12 protein-coding genes and 2 pseudogenes are annotated in these 14788 nt (G+C 69.3%); 3 read left to right on the forward strand and 11 right to left on the reverse strand.

Going from position 1 to position 14788, the window contains the following annotated elements; translation table 11 throughout:
- Positions 1–814 precede the first annotated feature (814 nt).
- Positions 815–1813 carry a tryptophan--tRNA ligase gene (gene trpS / locus AB0N66_RS06205; protein WP_365429501.1) on the forward strand — a complete coding sequence of 333 codons (999 nt, stop codon included), beginning with the start codon at positions 815–817 and terminating at the stop codon, positions 1811–1813.
- 69 nt (positions 1814–1882) lie between these two features.
- Here the strand turns inward: trpS and proC are convergent, their stop codons facing one another.
- The 4 genes and pseudogenes from proC to AB0N66_RS06225 all read right to left on the reverse strand — a co-directional run bounded on the left by proC (position 1883) and on the right by AB0N66_RS06225 (position 4652).
- Entirely contained in the window at positions 1883–2692 is an 810-nt protein-coding gene (gene proC / locus AB0N66_RS06210) for a pyrroline-5-carboxylate reductase (protein WP_365430216.1), read from the reverse strand.
- Positions 2693–2785: 93 nt separating this feature from the next.
- Positions 2786–2959: pseudogene (locus AB0N66_RS06215) on the reverse strand (PT domain-containing protein); the annotation flags it as partial.
- Positions 2902–3711 (reverse strand): ABC transporter permease, encoded by an 810-nt coding sequence (locus AB0N66_RS06220; RefSeq protein ID WP_365429504.1) that lies wholly within the window; start codon positions 3709–3711, stop codon positions 2902–2904. The pseudogene AB0N66_RS06215 and the gene AB0N66_RS06220, both read right to left, overlap by 58 nt.
- Positions 3708–4652, reverse strand: a complete 945-nt coding sequence (locus AB0N66_RS06225; protein ID WP_365429507.1) for an ABC transporter ATP-binding protein — start codon at positions 4650–4652, stop codon at positions 3708–3710. The genes AB0N66_RS06220 and AB0N66_RS06225 overlap by 4 nt, the downstream gene beginning before the upstream one ends.
- Before the next feature lie 282 nt (positions 4653–4934).
- On the opposite strand from AB0N66_RS06225, the pseudogene AB0N66_RS06230 reads away from it, so the two are divergent.
- Positions 4935–5708, forward strand: a pseudogene (locus AB0N66_RS06230) (SulP family inorganic anion transporter).
- On the opposite strand, the gene AB0N66_RS06235 reads toward AB0N66_RS06230, so the two are convergent.
- From AB0N66_RS06235 to AB0N66_RS06245, 3 genes are all read right to left on the reverse strand, one after another.
- Positions 5672–6520 carry a class I SAM-dependent methyltransferase gene (locus AB0N66_RS06235; RefSeq protein ID WP_365429510.1) on the reverse strand — a complete coding sequence of 283 codons (849 nt, stop codon included), beginning with the start codon at positions 6518–6520 and terminating at the stop codon, positions 5672–5674. The pseudogene AB0N66_RS06230 and the gene AB0N66_RS06235 sit on opposite strands and share 37 nt — an antisense overlap.
- Positions 6521–6690: 170 nt before the next feature.
- Positions 6691–7179, reverse strand: coding sequence for an EamA/RhaT family transporter (locus AB0N66_RS06240; RefSeq protein WP_365429513.1), 489 nt, complete (start codon positions 7177–7179; stop codon positions 6691–6693).
- Between the two features lie 46 nt (positions 7180–7225).
- A complete protein-coding gene (locus tag AB0N66_RS06245) occupies positions 7226–7549 on the reverse strand; it encodes an SH3 domain-containing protein (RefSeq protein WP_365429516.1) in 324 nt (107 codons plus the stop codon).
- 182 nt (positions 7550–7731) lie between these two features.
- On the opposite strand from AB0N66_RS06245, the gene AB0N66_RS06250 reads away from it, so the two are divergent.
- Positions 7732–9837, forward strand: a complete 2106-nt coding sequence (locus tag AB0N66_RS06250; RefSeq protein WP_365429519.1) for a serine/threonine-protein kinase — start codon at positions 7732–7734, stop codon at positions 9835–9837.
- 87 nt (positions 9838–9924) lie between these two features.
- On the opposite strand, the gene ilvD is transcribed toward AB0N66_RS06250, so the two are convergent.
- The 4 genes from ilvD to AB0N66_RS06270 form a co-directional block, all read right to left on the reverse strand.
- Complete coding sequence (ilvD, locus tag AB0N66_RS06255) at positions 9925–11778, reverse strand: dihydroxy-acid dehydratase (RefSeq protein ID WP_365429522.1); 1854 nt, start codon at positions 11776–11778, stop codon at positions 9925–9927.
- 273 nt (positions 11779–12051) lie between these two features.
- Positions 12052–12678 (reverse strand): TetR family transcriptional regulator, encoded by a 627-nt coding sequence (locus AB0N66_RS06260; RefSeq protein ID WP_365429525.1) that lies wholly within the window; start codon positions 12676–12678, stop codon positions 12052–12054.
- Entirely contained in the window at positions 12678–13502 is an 825-nt protein-coding gene (locus AB0N66_RS06265) for a sugar phosphate isomerase/epimerase (protein ID WP_365429528.1), read from the reverse strand. Before AB0N66_RS06265 ends, AB0N66_RS06260 begins: the two co-directional genes overlap by 1 nt.
- A 309-nt stretch (positions 13503–13811) precedes the next feature.
- Entirely contained in the window at positions 13812–14744 is a 933-nt protein-coding gene (locus AB0N66_RS06270; RefSeq protein WP_365429530.1) for a Ppx/GppA phosphatase family protein, read from the reverse strand.
- Positions 14745–14788 lie beyond the last annotated feature (44 nt).

Genomic DNA, 14788 nt, shown 5'->3' on the forward strand with positions numbered 1-14788 from the left:
CGGGACGACACCACGAGAGCGGAACCGAAGGGAGGAATAATCCCCACGGTCCACAGCGTCCTCGCTGATGTTTTCTTCAAAGGAACCTCGCCCCAGCCATAACAGCTGGAGACGGGGTATCAACAAACTTGGCGTTGATTTTTGGCACGCTGTTGAGTTCTCAAGGAACGGACACTTCCTTCGTACTCACCCGAGAGACTCTCTCAGGCTTTCCTCCGGGCGCTTCCCTTCGGTCTTGCGTTACCGACTCTATCAGACCGTTTTCCGATCCGATTTTCTCGGTGCTTTCCAGGTTTCCGCTTTCGCGTTTCCCTTTCCGGCGGTTCCGACTCTATCAGATCCTTTCGGGCCTGATTCCCAGTCAGCGGGGCTTGTCTTCGCGGCCCTTGGGCTGTTCCGACGAGTGAGACGTTAGCGGAATCTTGGCTCCCGAGCTAATCGGGGTGGCGTCCTTTCGAACGCGGATTCCTCATTTCGCAAACGCGCAGCAAAACGAGTCGACGACGGTTCGTCGTTCGTTGAGTGCTAGTTGCGGAATGGCCGTCCGGGGACCGACCGGAGTCGGCGCTCACGTCGGACAGCTCGGAGAACATTACGTACGGGGTGGAGGTGTGTCAACTCCGCTCCAGGAGGCGCCCCGGCGGCGTAGTCTGGGCTCGTGACTACGCATACGTGCACCCAACAGTGGTGGGCCGCCTGACGGCGGCCGTACTCACGTATGTACTCAACGGCCGCCGCCTCGGCGGCCGTTTTTGTGTCTCCCTCCTGGAGAACCGGCCGGCGGGTGCGGCGGCCTCGACCAGGAGGTGGAGAGATGACGCGGATCTTCAGTGGGGTCAAGCCGACCGGGCATCTGACGCTGGGGAACTATCTGGGTGCTGTGCGGCGGTGGGCCGACGTCGATCAGCATCGGGCTGATGCTCTGTTCTGCATCGTCGATCTGCACGCGCTGACCGTGGACCACGATCCGGGGCGGGTACGCCGGCTCAGTCGGCAGGCGGCGACGTTGTTGCTGGCGTCGGGGCTGGATCCGGAGCTGTGCACCGTGTTCGTACAGAGTCATGTGGACGAGCACGCGCGGCTGTCGTATCTGCTGGAGTGCGTCGCGACCGACGGGGAGATGCGGCGGATGATCCAGTACAAGGAGAAGGCCGCTCGGGAACGGGAGCGCGGCGGGAGTGTGCGGCTGTCGCTGTTGACGTATCCCGTGCTGATGGCGGCGGACATTCTGGCGTACGGGACCGATGAGGTGCCGGTGGGTGATGACCAGACGCAGCATGTGGAGCTGACCCGGGATCTGGCTGTGCGGTTCAACCAGCGGTACGGGCACACGTTCGTGGTGCCCCGGGCCACGCGTCCGGACGTTGCGGCGCGTGTCATGAACCTGCAGGAGCCGACGTCGAAGATGGGGAAGAGCGATGACGTCGGGCCCGGAGTCGTCTATCTGCTCGACGAGCCGGAAGCCGTGCGGAAGAAGGTCATGCGGGCTGTGACCGACAGTGGGCAGGACGTCGCGTACGACCGGGAGGCTCGGCCGGGGGTCTCGAATCTGCTGGAGATTCTCGCCGCCTGTGAGGGTGGGAACCCCGAGACCTTGGGCGGTGTATATGAATCGTACGGAGCTTTGAAGAAGGACACCGCCGAGGCCGTGGTCGAGCTCCTCAGACCCGTACAGGAGAGGCACAAGGAGTTGTGCGCGGATCCTGCGTATGTGGAGGGGGTGTTGCGGGACGGAGCAGAGAAGGCCAGGGCGATGGCACGGCCGAGGGTGGACGCGGCCTATCGGGCGATCGGGTTGCTGCCGGCGGGCTAAAGGACGGCGGGCTGACGGGCAGTGGGCTGAAGGACGGTGGGGCCGGGGGCGGGCCCGGCCCCGGTTCCGTTAGCTGTTGCCGGAGGCCAGTTCGCGGCTGCGGTCGCGGGCTGCCTCCAGTGCGGCGATCAGGGCTGCGCGCACACCGTGGTTCTCCAGTTCGCGGATGGCGTTGATCGTGGTGCCCGCGGGGGACGTGACGTTCTCGCGGAGCTTCACGGGGTGTTCCCCGCTGTCACGGAGCATCACGGCGGCGCCGATCGCGGACTGGACGATGAGGTCGTGGGCCTTGTCGCGGGGCAGGCCGAGCAGGATGCCCGCGTCCGTCATGGCCTCCACGAGGTAGAAGAAGTACGCCGGTCCCGAGCCGGAGAGGGCGGTGCAGGCGTCCTGCTGGGACTCGGGGACACGGAGTGTCTTGCCGACGGCGCCGAAGATCTCCTCGGCGTGGGCAAGGTGCCCGGCGGTGGCGTGGCTGCCGGCGGAGATGACGGACATGGCCTCGTCGACGAGGGCGGGGGTGTTCGTCATCACGCGGACGACCGGAGTGCCTGTGGCCAGACGCTCCTCGACGAAGGAGGTGGGGATGCCTGCCGCGCCGCTGATGACCAGGCGGTCGGCGGGGATGTGCGGGGCTAGTTCGTCGAGGAGAGCGCCCATGTCCTGCGGCTTGACCGTGAGGATGAGGGTGTCCGCGGACTTGGCGGCCTCGGCGTTGGTGACCGCCGCGACTCCGTGGCGCTCCTGGAGTTCCTTGGCGCGCTCGGGGCGGCGTGCGGTGACCAGCAGGTCGGCGAGGGGCCAGCCGGCCCGGATCACTCCGCTGAGCAGGGCTTCGCCGATCTTGCCGGTGCCGAGGACTGCGACTTTCTGGGTCATGGTGCGGGTGCCCTCCGGGGGGTGCGTCGTCCGGTGTCCATCCTCGCACCGGGGGTGCGGGACGGGGCGCGCTGTCCGTTGGGCGGACGGCTGGTCGGTCGGTTGCTTGGTCGGTTGCTTGGTCGGTTGCTTGGTCGGTTGCTTGGTCGGTTGCTTGGTCGGTCGGTTGCTTGGTCGGTTGCTTGCTTGGTCGGTCGTTGGCTCGTCGGTTACGCGGTCCGGCGGCGCAGGGTTGCCGCGCCCAAGGTCAGGACCAGTAGGGCGCAGCCCGCGACGATCAGGGCGTCGCGGACGAAGGTGGCTGTCATGTCGGTGTGTTTGAGGACTTCGTTCATGCCGTCCACGGCGTAGGACATGGGGAGGACGTTGGAGATGGCTTCGAGGACGGGGTGCATGTCGGAGCGGGGGGTGAAGAGGCCGCAGAGGAGGAGCTGGGGGAAGATCACGGCCGGCATGAACTGGACCGCCTGGAATTCCGAGGCCGCGAAGGCCGAGACGAAGAGGCCGAGGGCTGTGCCCAGGAGGGCGTCGAGGAGGGCGACCAGGAGGAGGAGCCAGGGGGATCCCGTGACATCGAGGCCCAGGAACCAGACCGCGAGCCCGGTGGCCAGGGCCGACTGGATGATGGCGAGGGCTCCGAAGGCCAAGGCGTAGCCGGCGATGAGGTCGCCCTTGCCGAGGGGCATGGCGAGGAGGCGTTCCAGGGTGCCGGACGTGCGTTCGCGCAGGGTGGCGATGGAGGTGACCAGGAACATCGTGATCAGCGGGAAGATCCCGAGGAGGGAGGCGCCGATGGAGTCGAAGGTGCGCGGGCTGCCGTCGAAGACGTAGCGAAGCAGTACGAGCATCAGGCACGGGATGAGGATCAGCAGCGCGATGGTCCGCGGGTCGTGGCGGAGTTGGCCCAGTACGCGGGCCGCGGTGGCGGTGGTGCGGGAGAAGTTGATCGCGCTCGGGCGTTGGCCTGCGTGGGTGCCCATGGGCCGGGGTGCGGTCGTGGGCGTGGTCGTCGCGCTCATCGGACGGTCTCCTTGCGGGGGTGGTCGCCGGAGGGGGACTCGTTGTCGGATAGGGAGGCGCTGTCGGATAGGGAGGCGCTGTCGGACCCGGGCGCGTTGTCGGACCGGGAGGCGTTGTCGGCCGTCTCGCCCGTCGTGGGCCTGTTGCCCGTTGCGTTCGCCTCGTCCACCAGGTGGAGGAAGGCGGCTTCCACGGTGTCGGAGCCGGTCCGCTCGCGCAGGGCGTCGGGGGTGTCGTCGGCGAGGATCTCGCCCTCGCGCATCAGGAGGAGGCGGTGGCAGCGTTCGGCCTCGTCCATGACGTGGGAGGAGACGAGCAGGGTGGCCTCGCGTTCGGCGGCGATGGCGTGGAAGAGGTTCCAGAGGTCGCGGCGCAGGACCGGGTCGAGGCCGACGGTCGGTTCGTCGAGGACGAGGAGTTCCGGGGTGCCGAGGAGGGCGACGGCGAGGGAGACGCGGCTGCGCTGGCCGCCGGAGAGGTTGCCGGCGAGAGAGTCGGCTTGGGAGGTGAGATCGACGTCGGCGATGGCCTGGGTGACGTTGGCGTGGCGGCGTTCGGCGTCGGCGTGCCCGGGGTCGAGGATCGCGGCGAAGTAGTCGAGGTTCTGGCGGACGGTCAGGTCGTCGTAGACGGAGGGGGCTTGGGTGACGTAACCGATGCGGGAGCGGAGTGCGGCGTCGCCCGCGGGGAGGCCGAGGACTTCGAGCATGCCGGTCACCTTGGCCTGGGTGCCTACGGTCGCGCGCATCAGGGTCGACTTGCCGCAGCCGGAAGGTCCGAGCAGCCCGGTGATCTGGCCGCGCGGTACTGCGAAGTCGAGTCCGCGCAGGACGGTGCGGGTGCCGCGTACGACGGTGAGGGCTTCGGCGCGGATGGCGGGCTGCCTCGTGGGGTCGGGTGGCTCTGCGGTGTCGGGCGGGCTCGAAGCAATATTCATCATGTGATGAATATTGCTCCTGCGGGGTCGGGGTCGTCAAGCCCGGCATCAAGTCGGCTGCAAGCCCCGTCGCATCCGGCGGCGCAAGCGCGCGGCGGTGCGATCGGAAGGGGGCGCTCCGGGGTGTCGCGCTTCCGCGTTCACGTGGTGGTCACGCGAAAGGGGTGAGTGTCCAACTCCCGTTCCTGACAATGGATTTCAGTACGCGGCCATGTGCCCGGGCCTGTTGATCCGCCGCATCCTCCCCCGGCTCGGCGCCCGCGCATCTCCCGCTCGTCACCAGAGGTGCTGCCGTCATCCGTAAAGCCGATCTGCTCGCGTCCTTTGCCGTCCTTTGCCGTCCATCTCGTCGCGTTGCCCTTGTGCGTGGGGGTCGCCAGGGCCTCCGGTGTGCCTGCCGAGCTGGGGCTGGTGACCGGGATCGTCGGTGGCCTGGTGGCCGGAGTGATGCCAGTCGGCAGCCTGCGGGTGAGCGGGCCCGCGGCGGGGCTGACGGTGCTCGTGTACGAGGCGGTGCAGTCGTACGGGGTCCAGGCGCTCGGTGTGCTGGTGCTCCACGGAGCGTGGTTGCTCAGTTCGCCGCTGCGCTGCCGGGGGTGCTCGGGGTGATTCCGGTGGCCGCGCTGTCGGGGCTACTGGTGCACGCAAGCTGCAAGCTTGTGCCCGTACGGGAGTTGGGTCCGCTCTGGCGGGAGCACCGCGGGGAGCTGGTGGTGCTTGTCGTGACGGCGGTGGCGATCGTGGTCGGGAATCTGTTCGCGGGGGTCATCGTGGGGCTTGCCCTTGCCGTCGCCGAGACCGCTTGGGACATCAGTCAGGTGCAGGTGGAGACCCAGGACCGTGGGGACGCGGGGATGGTCGTACGAGTCGTCAGGCATGCGACCGTTTCTGCGACTGCCGAAGCTGCTTGACGCGTTGGAGGCGCTGCCGCACGACCGGGACGTACGGCTGGAGCTGGGTGGGTTGCGGCACCTGGATCACGCGTGTGCGGCGGCCCTTGGGGATTGGGCCGCCGGGCGGGATCACGAACGCGTGGCGACGATCAGTTCGACGTCGTAGACCTCCTCGACCACGCCGTCCGGGAAGGTGGCGAGCAGGTGGGCGCGCTCTTCGGTGAGGAAGGCGTTCGTGCCCTCCTCACCGAGGACCAGGAAGGCCGAGTGGCTCCCGATATTGGCGAGGTGGGTGTCGAGGGGGACGCGGCGGCTCCAGCGGACCTGGTGGCGGTCGATGTGGAGGGGGGCGGTCGGGGTGGGGGCGGTGCCCGTGGTGGTCGGGGCGGTGGTGGCCAAGGTGGTCGTGGACAAGGCGGTCGTGGACAGGGCGGCTGCGGCTTTGGCGCCGCTGCCGTTCTTCGTTACGACCGCGTCGAGGCCGAAGAAGCGCTCGACTCGGTTGGCTGCCGCCTCGATCCAGGGGATGTCCAGGGCTTCGGTGTTCCACCAGAGGGCGAGCGCGCCGCCGTCCGGGCGCAGGATGCGGAACGCCTCCGGGATGGCGTGGGCCGGGTCGGTCCAGTGCCAGGACTGGGCGTAGGTGACGAAGTCGGCGGAGGCGGTGGCCAGCGGGAGAGCGTTGCCGTTGCCTCGGATGACGGGGGTGTCGGGGAGCGTGCGGCGGAACTCGGCCGCCATGCCCTCGCCGGGCTCGACGGCGACCACGTTCGCGCCCCGCGCCTTGAGGAGAGCGGTCGCGATGCCGGTGCCGGCGCCGACGTCCACGACCCTTGCTCCGGTGAGGGGGCGGTGCGCGAGGTTTTCGATCGCGTCGAAGAGGGTGGGGGGATAGGAGGGGCGGTTCGCGGCGTACTGGGCTGCGGCTGCGTTGAAGGAGTGGGCTCGGGTGGTGTGGGAGTGGGAGTGCGCGGTCATGTGGTCATGGTGGCGGGGGTGGGGCTGAGGGGAGCGTTGGGGGTAGGTGACTGAAGGGTTTTTCGCCGCCTCCGCCCCTCCCCGTCCCGTATCCGGGGGCTCCGCCCCCAGACCCCCGTATCGGCCTGAACGGCCTCGTCCTCAAACGCCGGACGGGCTGAAAGCACCGGCTAGGAGTTGCGGCGCTTCTTCGAAGGGTTTTTCGTACGGCGCTTGCTGCGGCGCTCGTACTGTTCGCGAGCCGTCTCGTACTCCTCGCGGTGGAGTTTCTCGCCCGGGGCCTCGGTGAGGGAGCGGAAGAAGTAGGCGAGGAGGGAGCCGATGAAGCCGATCGTCAGGAGGCCTCGGAGGGAGGCCTGGCGGTCGGGGTCGGGGCGCTTGGTGAACGCGGCCGAGGTGTGACGGAAAGCGAGGGCGCTGGACACCGCGAACATCACGACGACCAGGATGCTCACCGGCTTGCCCACGTCCGCGATCTCCAGGCCCTGGTAGGCGAAGCGGAGGACGAAGCAGGCGGCCACCGCGGCGGCCAGCGAGCCGACGGCCACGGCGGCTCGGCGGGCCGGGTAGCCATCGGTGTGGTCCACCCAGGTCGTGCCGAAAAAACGAAGGGGTTCGGGCTGGGGCCCCGCGGGGGTGCCGGTGCTGTCGTCGCTCACGCGTCGATTATCGCTCCGGTCGGCGCGGGGCCCTGCCGATGGTCGGTCAGGCGCAACGCGGGGCGACGTAACCGTCACTGCCCGTATTCACATACGCGTCCGCGACGTACTCGCTGACTGCGATGCCGTCCCAGATGTTCGACGTGCCGTACGGGCCGGTGACCGACTGACCCGGCTTCTGGCAGAAGATCGGGACGTGGGCACCCTCGGACAGGACGCGGACGATGCGGTAGGTGGTACCCGGGCCGCTGCGGACGTTGAGCCTGACACCCGGTGCGACCGGGTAGTACCGCAGAGCTGCCGTCTCGACCTTGGCCTCGACCGCTTCCTCGCCGTGGCCCTCGATTTCCTCAACTCGGTCAACAGACATGAAAAACCTCCCCCGTTGGACCCCATGGCTGCCATGGGACCCCTTTGATTCCCCTGAATCAGGCCATGCACACACGTTCGTTTCTCGCACTCGGAGGCTAGCAAGCCGCCTCCGTATCGCACGAAGCATCGACTAGGCTCCGTGCGTCGCGCGCGCGAAGGAACAGCACGGGGGTGGGTCCCATGGCGCCACAGCGGAACAACGGAGCGGGCGTGGAAGCGGAACTTCCCGAGTACGCCGGTCACTACCGGCTGGAGTCACGCCTGGGATCCGGCGGCATGGGCATCGTGCATCTCGCCCGTAGTACGTCGGGGATGCGGGTGGCCGTGAAGGTCGTACACGCCCGGTACGCCAAGGATCCCGAGTTCAGGGGCCGCTTCCGGCAGGAAGTGGCGGCGGCCCGACAGGTGAGCGGCGCCTTCACCGCGTCCGTCGTCGATGCCGATCCCGAGGCCGAACGCCCCTGGATGGCCACGCTGTTCATCCCAGGTCCCACCCTCGCCGACCATGTGAAGCGGAACGGGGCGATGCTCTCCGGGGAGTTGCGCCGGCTGATGGCCGGGCTCGCCGAGGCGTTGCGCGACATACATCGCGTGGGAGTCGTGCACCGGGATCTGAAGCCGAGCAACGTCCTGCTCGCCGAGGACGGTCCGAAGGTCATCGACTTCGGTATTTCCCGGCCAAAAGACAGCGAACTGCGCACCGAAACGGGCAAGTTGATCGGCACGCCACCGTTCATGGCACCCGAGCAGTTCCGACGGCCGCGCGAGGTGGGACCGGCCGCCGACATCTTCGCGCTCGGTTCCGTGATGGTGCACGCCGCCACCGGGCGCGGGCCGTTCGACTCCGACAGTCCGTACGTCGTCGCCTATCAAGTGGTGCACGACGAGCCGGACTTGACCGACGTACCGGAGAATCTCGCACCACTGGTGCTGCGTTGCCTTGCCAAGGAGCCCGACGACCGGCCCACTCCTGACGAGTTGATGCGCGAATTGCGGTCGGTGGCCGCCTCGTACGACACCCAGGTGTTCATTCCGGCCCAGCTGCCCAGTCGTGATCCGGAGCCGGAAGAGGACATTGTCGGGTCGCCCGGTCGGCGACCCGACAGAGCCATGGGTCGCCTCCGCAGAGGGGTGATCCTGGCGGCCGGGGCGCTGCTCCTCGCCGCGGGCGGGACGTTCGCCTCGGGGCAGCTGCTCGGCGACAGCGGCGGCGCACCCGAGGACAGCGCCATACCGGCCGCACCGGCGGTGTTCGACGGCTGGCACACCAAGCCCGGTTCCGGAAGCCGGGGGATGCCGCAATGCTCGTACGGCGGAGGGAAGTTGCTCTGCGCGCTTGCGGGGCTGTTCTCCGCCCTCGACCCGGCCGACGGGACGGTGTTGTGGCGGCACACCCTTGCCGATCGGGACGCCCCGGACGGCCCGCCGGTCGCGGAGGGCGGTCTGGTGCAGGCCGTCACGAGCGATGGTCAGCGGCTGGTGGCCCTCGACCCCGCCTCGGGCGCGACGCGCTGGACGATGGACATCTCCGCGTATGGGCGGGTGCAGTACGCCGGCGGCATGGTGCTGCTCACACGCGCCGACGGAACGGTCGCCGGGGTGGACGGCGCGTCGGGCAAACAGGTCTGGAGCCGTCGGATCGCCGGCCAGAGCGAACCGACCTTTGCAGCTTTCAGCGCCGACGGACTCGCCTACGCCACGAGTACGACCGTGGACGGGACCCACACGCTCGTGAGCGGGGTGGATCCGCAGACCGGCGACGTGCGGTGGGACGCCCGCCTGGCGGGGGAACTGGAGCCGGTCGGCGCGCACGACGGCAAGGTGTTCTTCATGTCGGTGAACGGCTACGGCGAGACAGACGGGCTGGTCCGGTACGACCCGAAGAGCCTCGCGGTACAGCGCGTGCCGCTCGAAACCTCACTTCCCACCGCTCTGGCCACCGTGCACGGGAACACCATGTATCTGCTGGCCACCGGTGGCGGGCTGGTGGCCGTCGACATGGAGACGCGCGCCCTGCGCTGGCGGCTTGAGACCTCTGTCAGCCAAGGCTCGGCACCCGTGGCCGACGACAGATACGTGTACCTCACCGCCGCCGACGGGCGACTGCTCGCGGTGGATGCCCGCACAGGGAAACTCGCGGGACAGACGCGTGCGCGACTTGGCTCGGACTCCGAGTTCGTCGTGCTCGGGCTGCCGGCTCCCTTGGTCATCGACGGTCACGTCTACGCCGCCGCCCCCGACGGAACCGTCTTCGCCGTGGCCGCGGGGGACCCGTCGCGCTGGTGACGACCCGTCGCACTGGTGACACGCGAAGGGGCCGCCCCCGAAGGAACGGCCCCCGCGCACAAGTTTCAGCCCAGCAGGGAAACAGCCTCAGCCCAGCAGGGAAACGTCCCGCACAGCGCCCTTGTCCGCACTGGTCGCCATCGCCGCGTAGGCGCGCAGGGCGGCGGACACCTTGCGGTCGCGGTTCGCGGGAGCGTAGACGCCGTTCAGGGCGTCGCGGCGCGAGGCGAGCTCGTCGTCGGAGACGAGGAGCTCGATCGTGCGGTTCGGGATGTCGATACGGATGCGGTCGCCGTCCTTGACCAGGGCGATCGTGCCGCCCGAAGCCGCCTCCGGGGATGCGTGGCCGATGGACAGGCCGGAGGTGCCGCCGGAGAAGCGGCCGTCGGTGACGAGGGCGCAGGTCTTGCCGAGGCCCCGGCCCTTGAGGAAGGAGGTCGGGTAGAGCATCTCCTGCATGCCGGGGCCGCCCTTGGGGCCCTCGTAGCGGATGACCACGACGTCGCCGTGGGTGATCTCCTTGCGGAGGATCTTGTCGACGGCCTCGTCCTGGGACTCGCAGACGACCGCGGGGCCCTCGAAGGTCCAGATGGACTCGTCGACGCCGGCCGTCTTCACGACGCAGCCGTCGACGGCCAGGTTGCCCTTGAGGACGGCCAGGCCGCCGTCCTTGGAGTACGCGTGCTCGGCGGAGCGGATGCAGCCGCCCGCCGCGTCCTCGTCGAGGGCCTCCCAGCGCTCGGACTGGGAGAAGGCCTCGGCGGAGCGGACGCAGCCGGGGGCCGCGTGCCACAGCTCGATCGCCTCGGGCGACGGGGAGCCGGCGCGCACGTCCCAGGTCTTCAGCCAGTCGGAGAGGGACGGGCTGTGGACCGAGTGCACGTCCTCGTTCAGGTGGCCGCCGCGGTGCAGTTCGCCCAGCAGGGCCGGGATGCCGCCCGCGCGGTGCACGTCCTCCATGTAGTACGTGCGGTCCTTGGCGACGTTCGGCGCGACCTTGGCGAGGCAGGGCACGCGGCGCGAGACCTCGTTGATCTCGTCCAGGCCGAAGGCGACGCCCGCTTCCTGGGCGGCGGCCAGCAGGTGCAGGATCGTGTTGGTGGAGCCGCCCATCGCGATGTCGAGGGCCATGGCGTTCTCGAAGGCCGCGATGGTGGCGATGTTGCGGGGCAGGACCGACTCGTCGTCCTGGTCGTAGTACCGGCGCGTGATGTCCACGACCGTGCGGGCCGCGTCCTCGTACAGGCCCTTGCGGGCCGTGTGGGTGGCGAGGACCGAGCCGTTGCCGGGGAGGGACAGGCCGATGGCCTCGGTCAGGCAGTTCATGGAGTTGGCCGTGAACATGCCGGAGCAGGAGCCGCAGGTCGGACAGGCGTTCTCCTCGATACGGAGGATGTCCTCGTCCGAGATCTTGTCGTTCACCGCGTCGGAGATCGCGTCGACCAGGTCGAGCGTACGGACCGTGCCGTCGACCAGCGTCGCGCGGCCGGACTCCATGGGGCCGCCCGAGACGAAGACCGTCGGGATGTTCAGGCGCAGGGCCGCCATCAGCATGCCGGGGGTGATCTTGTCGCAGTTCGAGATGCAGATCAGGGCGTCGGCGCAGTGGGCTTCCACCATGTACTCGACGCTGTCCGCGATCAGGTCGCGGGAGGGCAGCGAGTACAGCATTCCGCCGTGGCCCATCGCGATGCCGTCGTCGACCGCGATGGTGTTGAACTCGCGCGCGATGCCTCCAGCGGCGGTGATGGCCTCGCTCACGATCCGGCCGACCGGCTGGAGGTGGGTGTGACCTGGCACGAACTCCGTGAAGGAGTTGGCGACCGCGATGATCGGCTTGCGGCCGATGTCCGCGCCCGGTACACCGGAGGCGCGCATAAGGGCGCGTGCGCCCGCCATGTTGCGTCCGTGGGTGACTGTGCGGGACCTCAGCTCGGGCATCGTCGCTCGCTCCTTCGGAGGGATACCGGCTCGTACGGGCCGGCAGTCGTGACTGCTGGTCGTGACTGATTCGAGCCTACGCCGGTGCTCCAAGGGCTGGACAGGGTGTCCGGTATGCGGGACGGGTGTCTCGGCCGGCGGTCACGCGTGAACGGCCCAGAAGCGGTCGCCGGTAGTCGCAAACGGTCCACTTGCGGTCGGCAGCGGTCGGCAGCGGTCGGCAGCGGTCGGCAGCGGTCGCGTAAACGCTTACGTAAGCGTTTACGTCACCCGTCAGGAGCCCGTGAGATGCCCCTGCACCACCGGCGCCACCCGCTCGATGATCCGCTCCACGTCCGCCGAGGCCAGCGGCTCCAGCTTGATCACGTATCGCAGCATCGCGACCCCCACCAGCTGGGCCGCCGCGAGCTCGGCGCGCAGTTCGGCGTCCGGGAGGTCGAGCTGTTGCGCGATGCGGCGCAATAGTTGGGCGACGAGGAGGCGGCGGAAGACGGTGGCCGCGGCCTCGTTGTTGAAGGCGGAGCGGAGGATCGCGAGCAGTGGCGAACGGGTCGTCGGGTTCTCCCAGATCCCGAACATGAAGCGGGTCAGGCGCTCGCCCACGCCGTCGATCGGGCCGTCCACCGCGGCCGGGGCGGCCAGCGCGGGCGCGAAGGCGACCTCGATGGCCGCCGCGAAGACCTGCTCCTTGGTGCCGAAGTAGTGGTGCACGAGCGCCGAGTCCACACCGGCGGCCTTGGCGATACCGCGCACCGACGTCTTCTCGTACCCCCGCTCGGAGAACTCCTCGCGGGCCGCGTCGAGGATGCGGTCGCGGGTCGCGGGGGCCGCCTCCGTCTGCGTACGGGAGGGGCGTCCCCTGCGGCGGGGGGCGGCCGCGTCGTGCGGAGAAGCGTCCATCAGCGGCGCGGCACCTTCAGCGCGGCGGCGAGGTGGAGCCTGGTGAAGGCCAGGGCCTCGGCCAGGTCGGCCTCGCGTTCGGCGCTGGACATGGCGCGGCGGGTGTTGACCTCGATGACGACGTGGCCGTCGAAGCCGGTGAACGCGAGGCGTTCGAGCAGTTCGGCGCAGGGCTGGGTACCGCGTCCCGGCACGAGGTGCTCGTCCTTGTTGGATCCGTTGCCGTCGGCGAGGTGGACGTGGCCGAGGCGGTCGCCCATGCGGTCGATCATCTGCAGGGCGTCGGTGCGGGCCGTCGCCGTGTGACTGAGGTCGATCGTGAAGTGACGGTAGTCCTCCTTCGTCACGTCCCAGTCGGGTGCGTACGCGAGCATCTCGCGGTCGCGGTAGCGCCAGGGGTACATGTTCTCGACGGCGAACCGTACGTCCGTCTCGTTCGCCATCTGCCAGATACCGGTGACGAAGTCACGGACGTACTGGCGCTGCCAGCGGAAGGGCGGGTGTACGACGACCGTGCCGGCGCCGAGCTTCTCGGCCGCCGCCTGAGCGCGCTGGAGTTTGATCCACGGGTCGGTGGACCACACGCGTTGCGTGATCAGCAGGCAAGGGGCGTGGACAGCGAGGATCGGAACCTGGTGGTAGTCGCTGAGTCTGCGCAGCGCCTCGACGTCCTGACTGACGGGGTCGGTCCACACCATGACCTCGACGCCGTCGTACCCGAGGCGCGCGGCGATCTCGAAGGCCGTCGCCGTCGACTCCGGATACACGGACGCCGTGGACAGCGCGACCTTCGCATCCGGGATGCGCACAACTGGTTCTGCCACGAGGGACAGCGTACGGGTTGCCTCCGGCGGTTTGGCGGGGGTGGTGGGCTTGGCCGGGGTGACTGGTGGCCCCCGGCCATTGCGGTCGGGGGTGACTGGTGGACCCCGGCCATTGCGGTCGGGGGTGACTGGTGGACCCCGGCCTTGCGCCTGTTCGCCGTTGCGGGGGCTCCCTGTGTGCGACTGGCAGGTCGTGTGTGGCTGGGCGCGCAGTTCCCCGCGCCCCGGTCCGGTCCGCGCCCCTGTCGGGGCGTCGGGCGAGCTCGGTTACCCCGCCGGACAGCTCGGTTACCTGGCCGGACAGTTCGGTTACTCCGAGGCCAGCTGGTCAAGCCGCCGCAGGATCACGCCCTCCCGCAGTGCCCACGGGCAGATCTCCACCGTCTCCACGCCGAAGAGGTCCATCGCGGCCTCGGCGACCAGCGCCCCCGCGAGGAGCTGGCCGGCGCGCCCTTCGGAGACGCCGGGGAGTTCGGCGCGCTCCTCGGCGGTCATCGAGGCGAGCCGCGGTACCCAGTCCTGCAGGGACCGGCGCTTGAGCTCGCGCTGCACGTACAGGCCGTCGGCGGAGCGTGCGGCACCGGCGATACGGGCGAGCTGGCGGAAGGTCTTGGAGGTGGCGACCACGTTGTCGGGAGCCCCGATGCGGCTGAACTCCCCGACCGTACGGGCGATCTGGGCCCGCACATGACGGCGCAGCGCTCTGACGTCGGCGGGATCGGCGGGGTCGTTCGGCAGCCAGCCCGCGGTCAGCCGGCCCGCGCCCAGCGGCAGCGACACCGCGGCGTCCGGCTCCTCGTCCATGCCGTAGCCGATCTCCAGGGAGCCGCCGCCGATGTCGAGGACGAGCAGCCTGCCCGCCGACCAGCCGAACCAGCGGCGGGCCGCGAGGAAGGTGAGCCGGGCCTCTTCCGCACCGGTCAGGACCTGGAGTTCGACGCCGGTCTCGGCCTGGACGCGGGCGAGTACGTCGTCGGCGTTGCTGGCCTCGCGCACGGCGGAGGTCGCGAATGGCAGCAGGGCCTCGACGCCCTTGTCCTCGGCGGCCTCCAGCGCGACCTTGACCGTCTCGATCAGTTTGTCCACGCCTTCGGGGTCGATCGCCCCGCTCGCGTCGAGCAGTTGGGCGAGCCGCAAATCGGCCTTGTGCGAATGCGCGGGCAGCGGCCGTGCGCCGGGGTGCGCGTCCACCACCAGCAGATGCACCGTGTTCGAACCCACATCGAGGACACCGAGTCTCATATACGGAACGCTACTGCGAGTCCGGCCCTTCAAGTGGGGCGGGG

Origin of the sequence: Streptomyces sp. NPDC093544, from assembly GCF_040683495.1 — a bacterium.
Classification (GTDB): Bacteria; Actinomycetota; Actinomycetes; order Streptomycetales; family Streptomycetaceae; genus Streptomyces.

Bases quoted from the DNA above. Each gene is read 5' to 3' on its own strand.
- AB0N66_RS06220 (WP_365429504.1), bottom strand. From the start codon at position 3,711: ATGAGCGCGACGACCACGCCCACGACCGCACCCCGGCCCATGGGCACC.
- AB0N66_RS06235 (WP_365429510.1), bottom strand. From the start codon at position 6,520: ATGACCGCGCACTCCCACTCCCACACCACCCGAGCCCACTCCTTCAAC.
- proC (WP_365430216.1), bottom strand. From the start codon at position 2,692: ATGACCCAGAAAGTCGCAGTCCTCGGCACCGGCAAGATCGGCGAAGCC.
- trpS (WP_365429501.1), top strand. From the start codon at position 815: ATGACGCGGATCTTCAGTGGGGTCAAGCCGACCGGGCATCTGACGCTG.
- AB0N66_RS06225 (WP_365429507.1), bottom strand. From the start codon at position 4,652: ATGATGAATATTGCTTCGAGCCCGCCCGACACCGCAGAGCCACCCGAC.
- ilvD (WP_365429522.1), bottom strand. From the start codon at position 11,778: ATGCCCGAGCTGAGGTCCCGCACAGTCACCCACGGACGCAACATGGCG.
- AB0N66_RS06250 (WP_365429519.1), top strand. From the start codon at position 7,732: ATGGCGCCACAGCGGAACAACGGAGCGGGCGTGGAAGCGGAACTTCCC.
- AB0N66_RS06270 (WP_365429530.1), bottom strand. From the start codon at position 14,744: ATGAGACTCGGTGTCCTCGATGTGGGTTCGAACACGGTGCATCTGCTG.
- AB0N66_RS06260 (WP_365429525.1), bottom strand. From the start codon at position 12,678: ATGGACGCTTCTCCGCACGACGCGGCCGCCCCCCGCCGCAGGGGACGC.
- AB0N66_RS06245 (WP_365429516.1), bottom strand. From the start codon at position 7,549: ATGTCTGTTGACCGAGTTGAGGAAATCGAGGGCCACGGCGAGGAAGCG.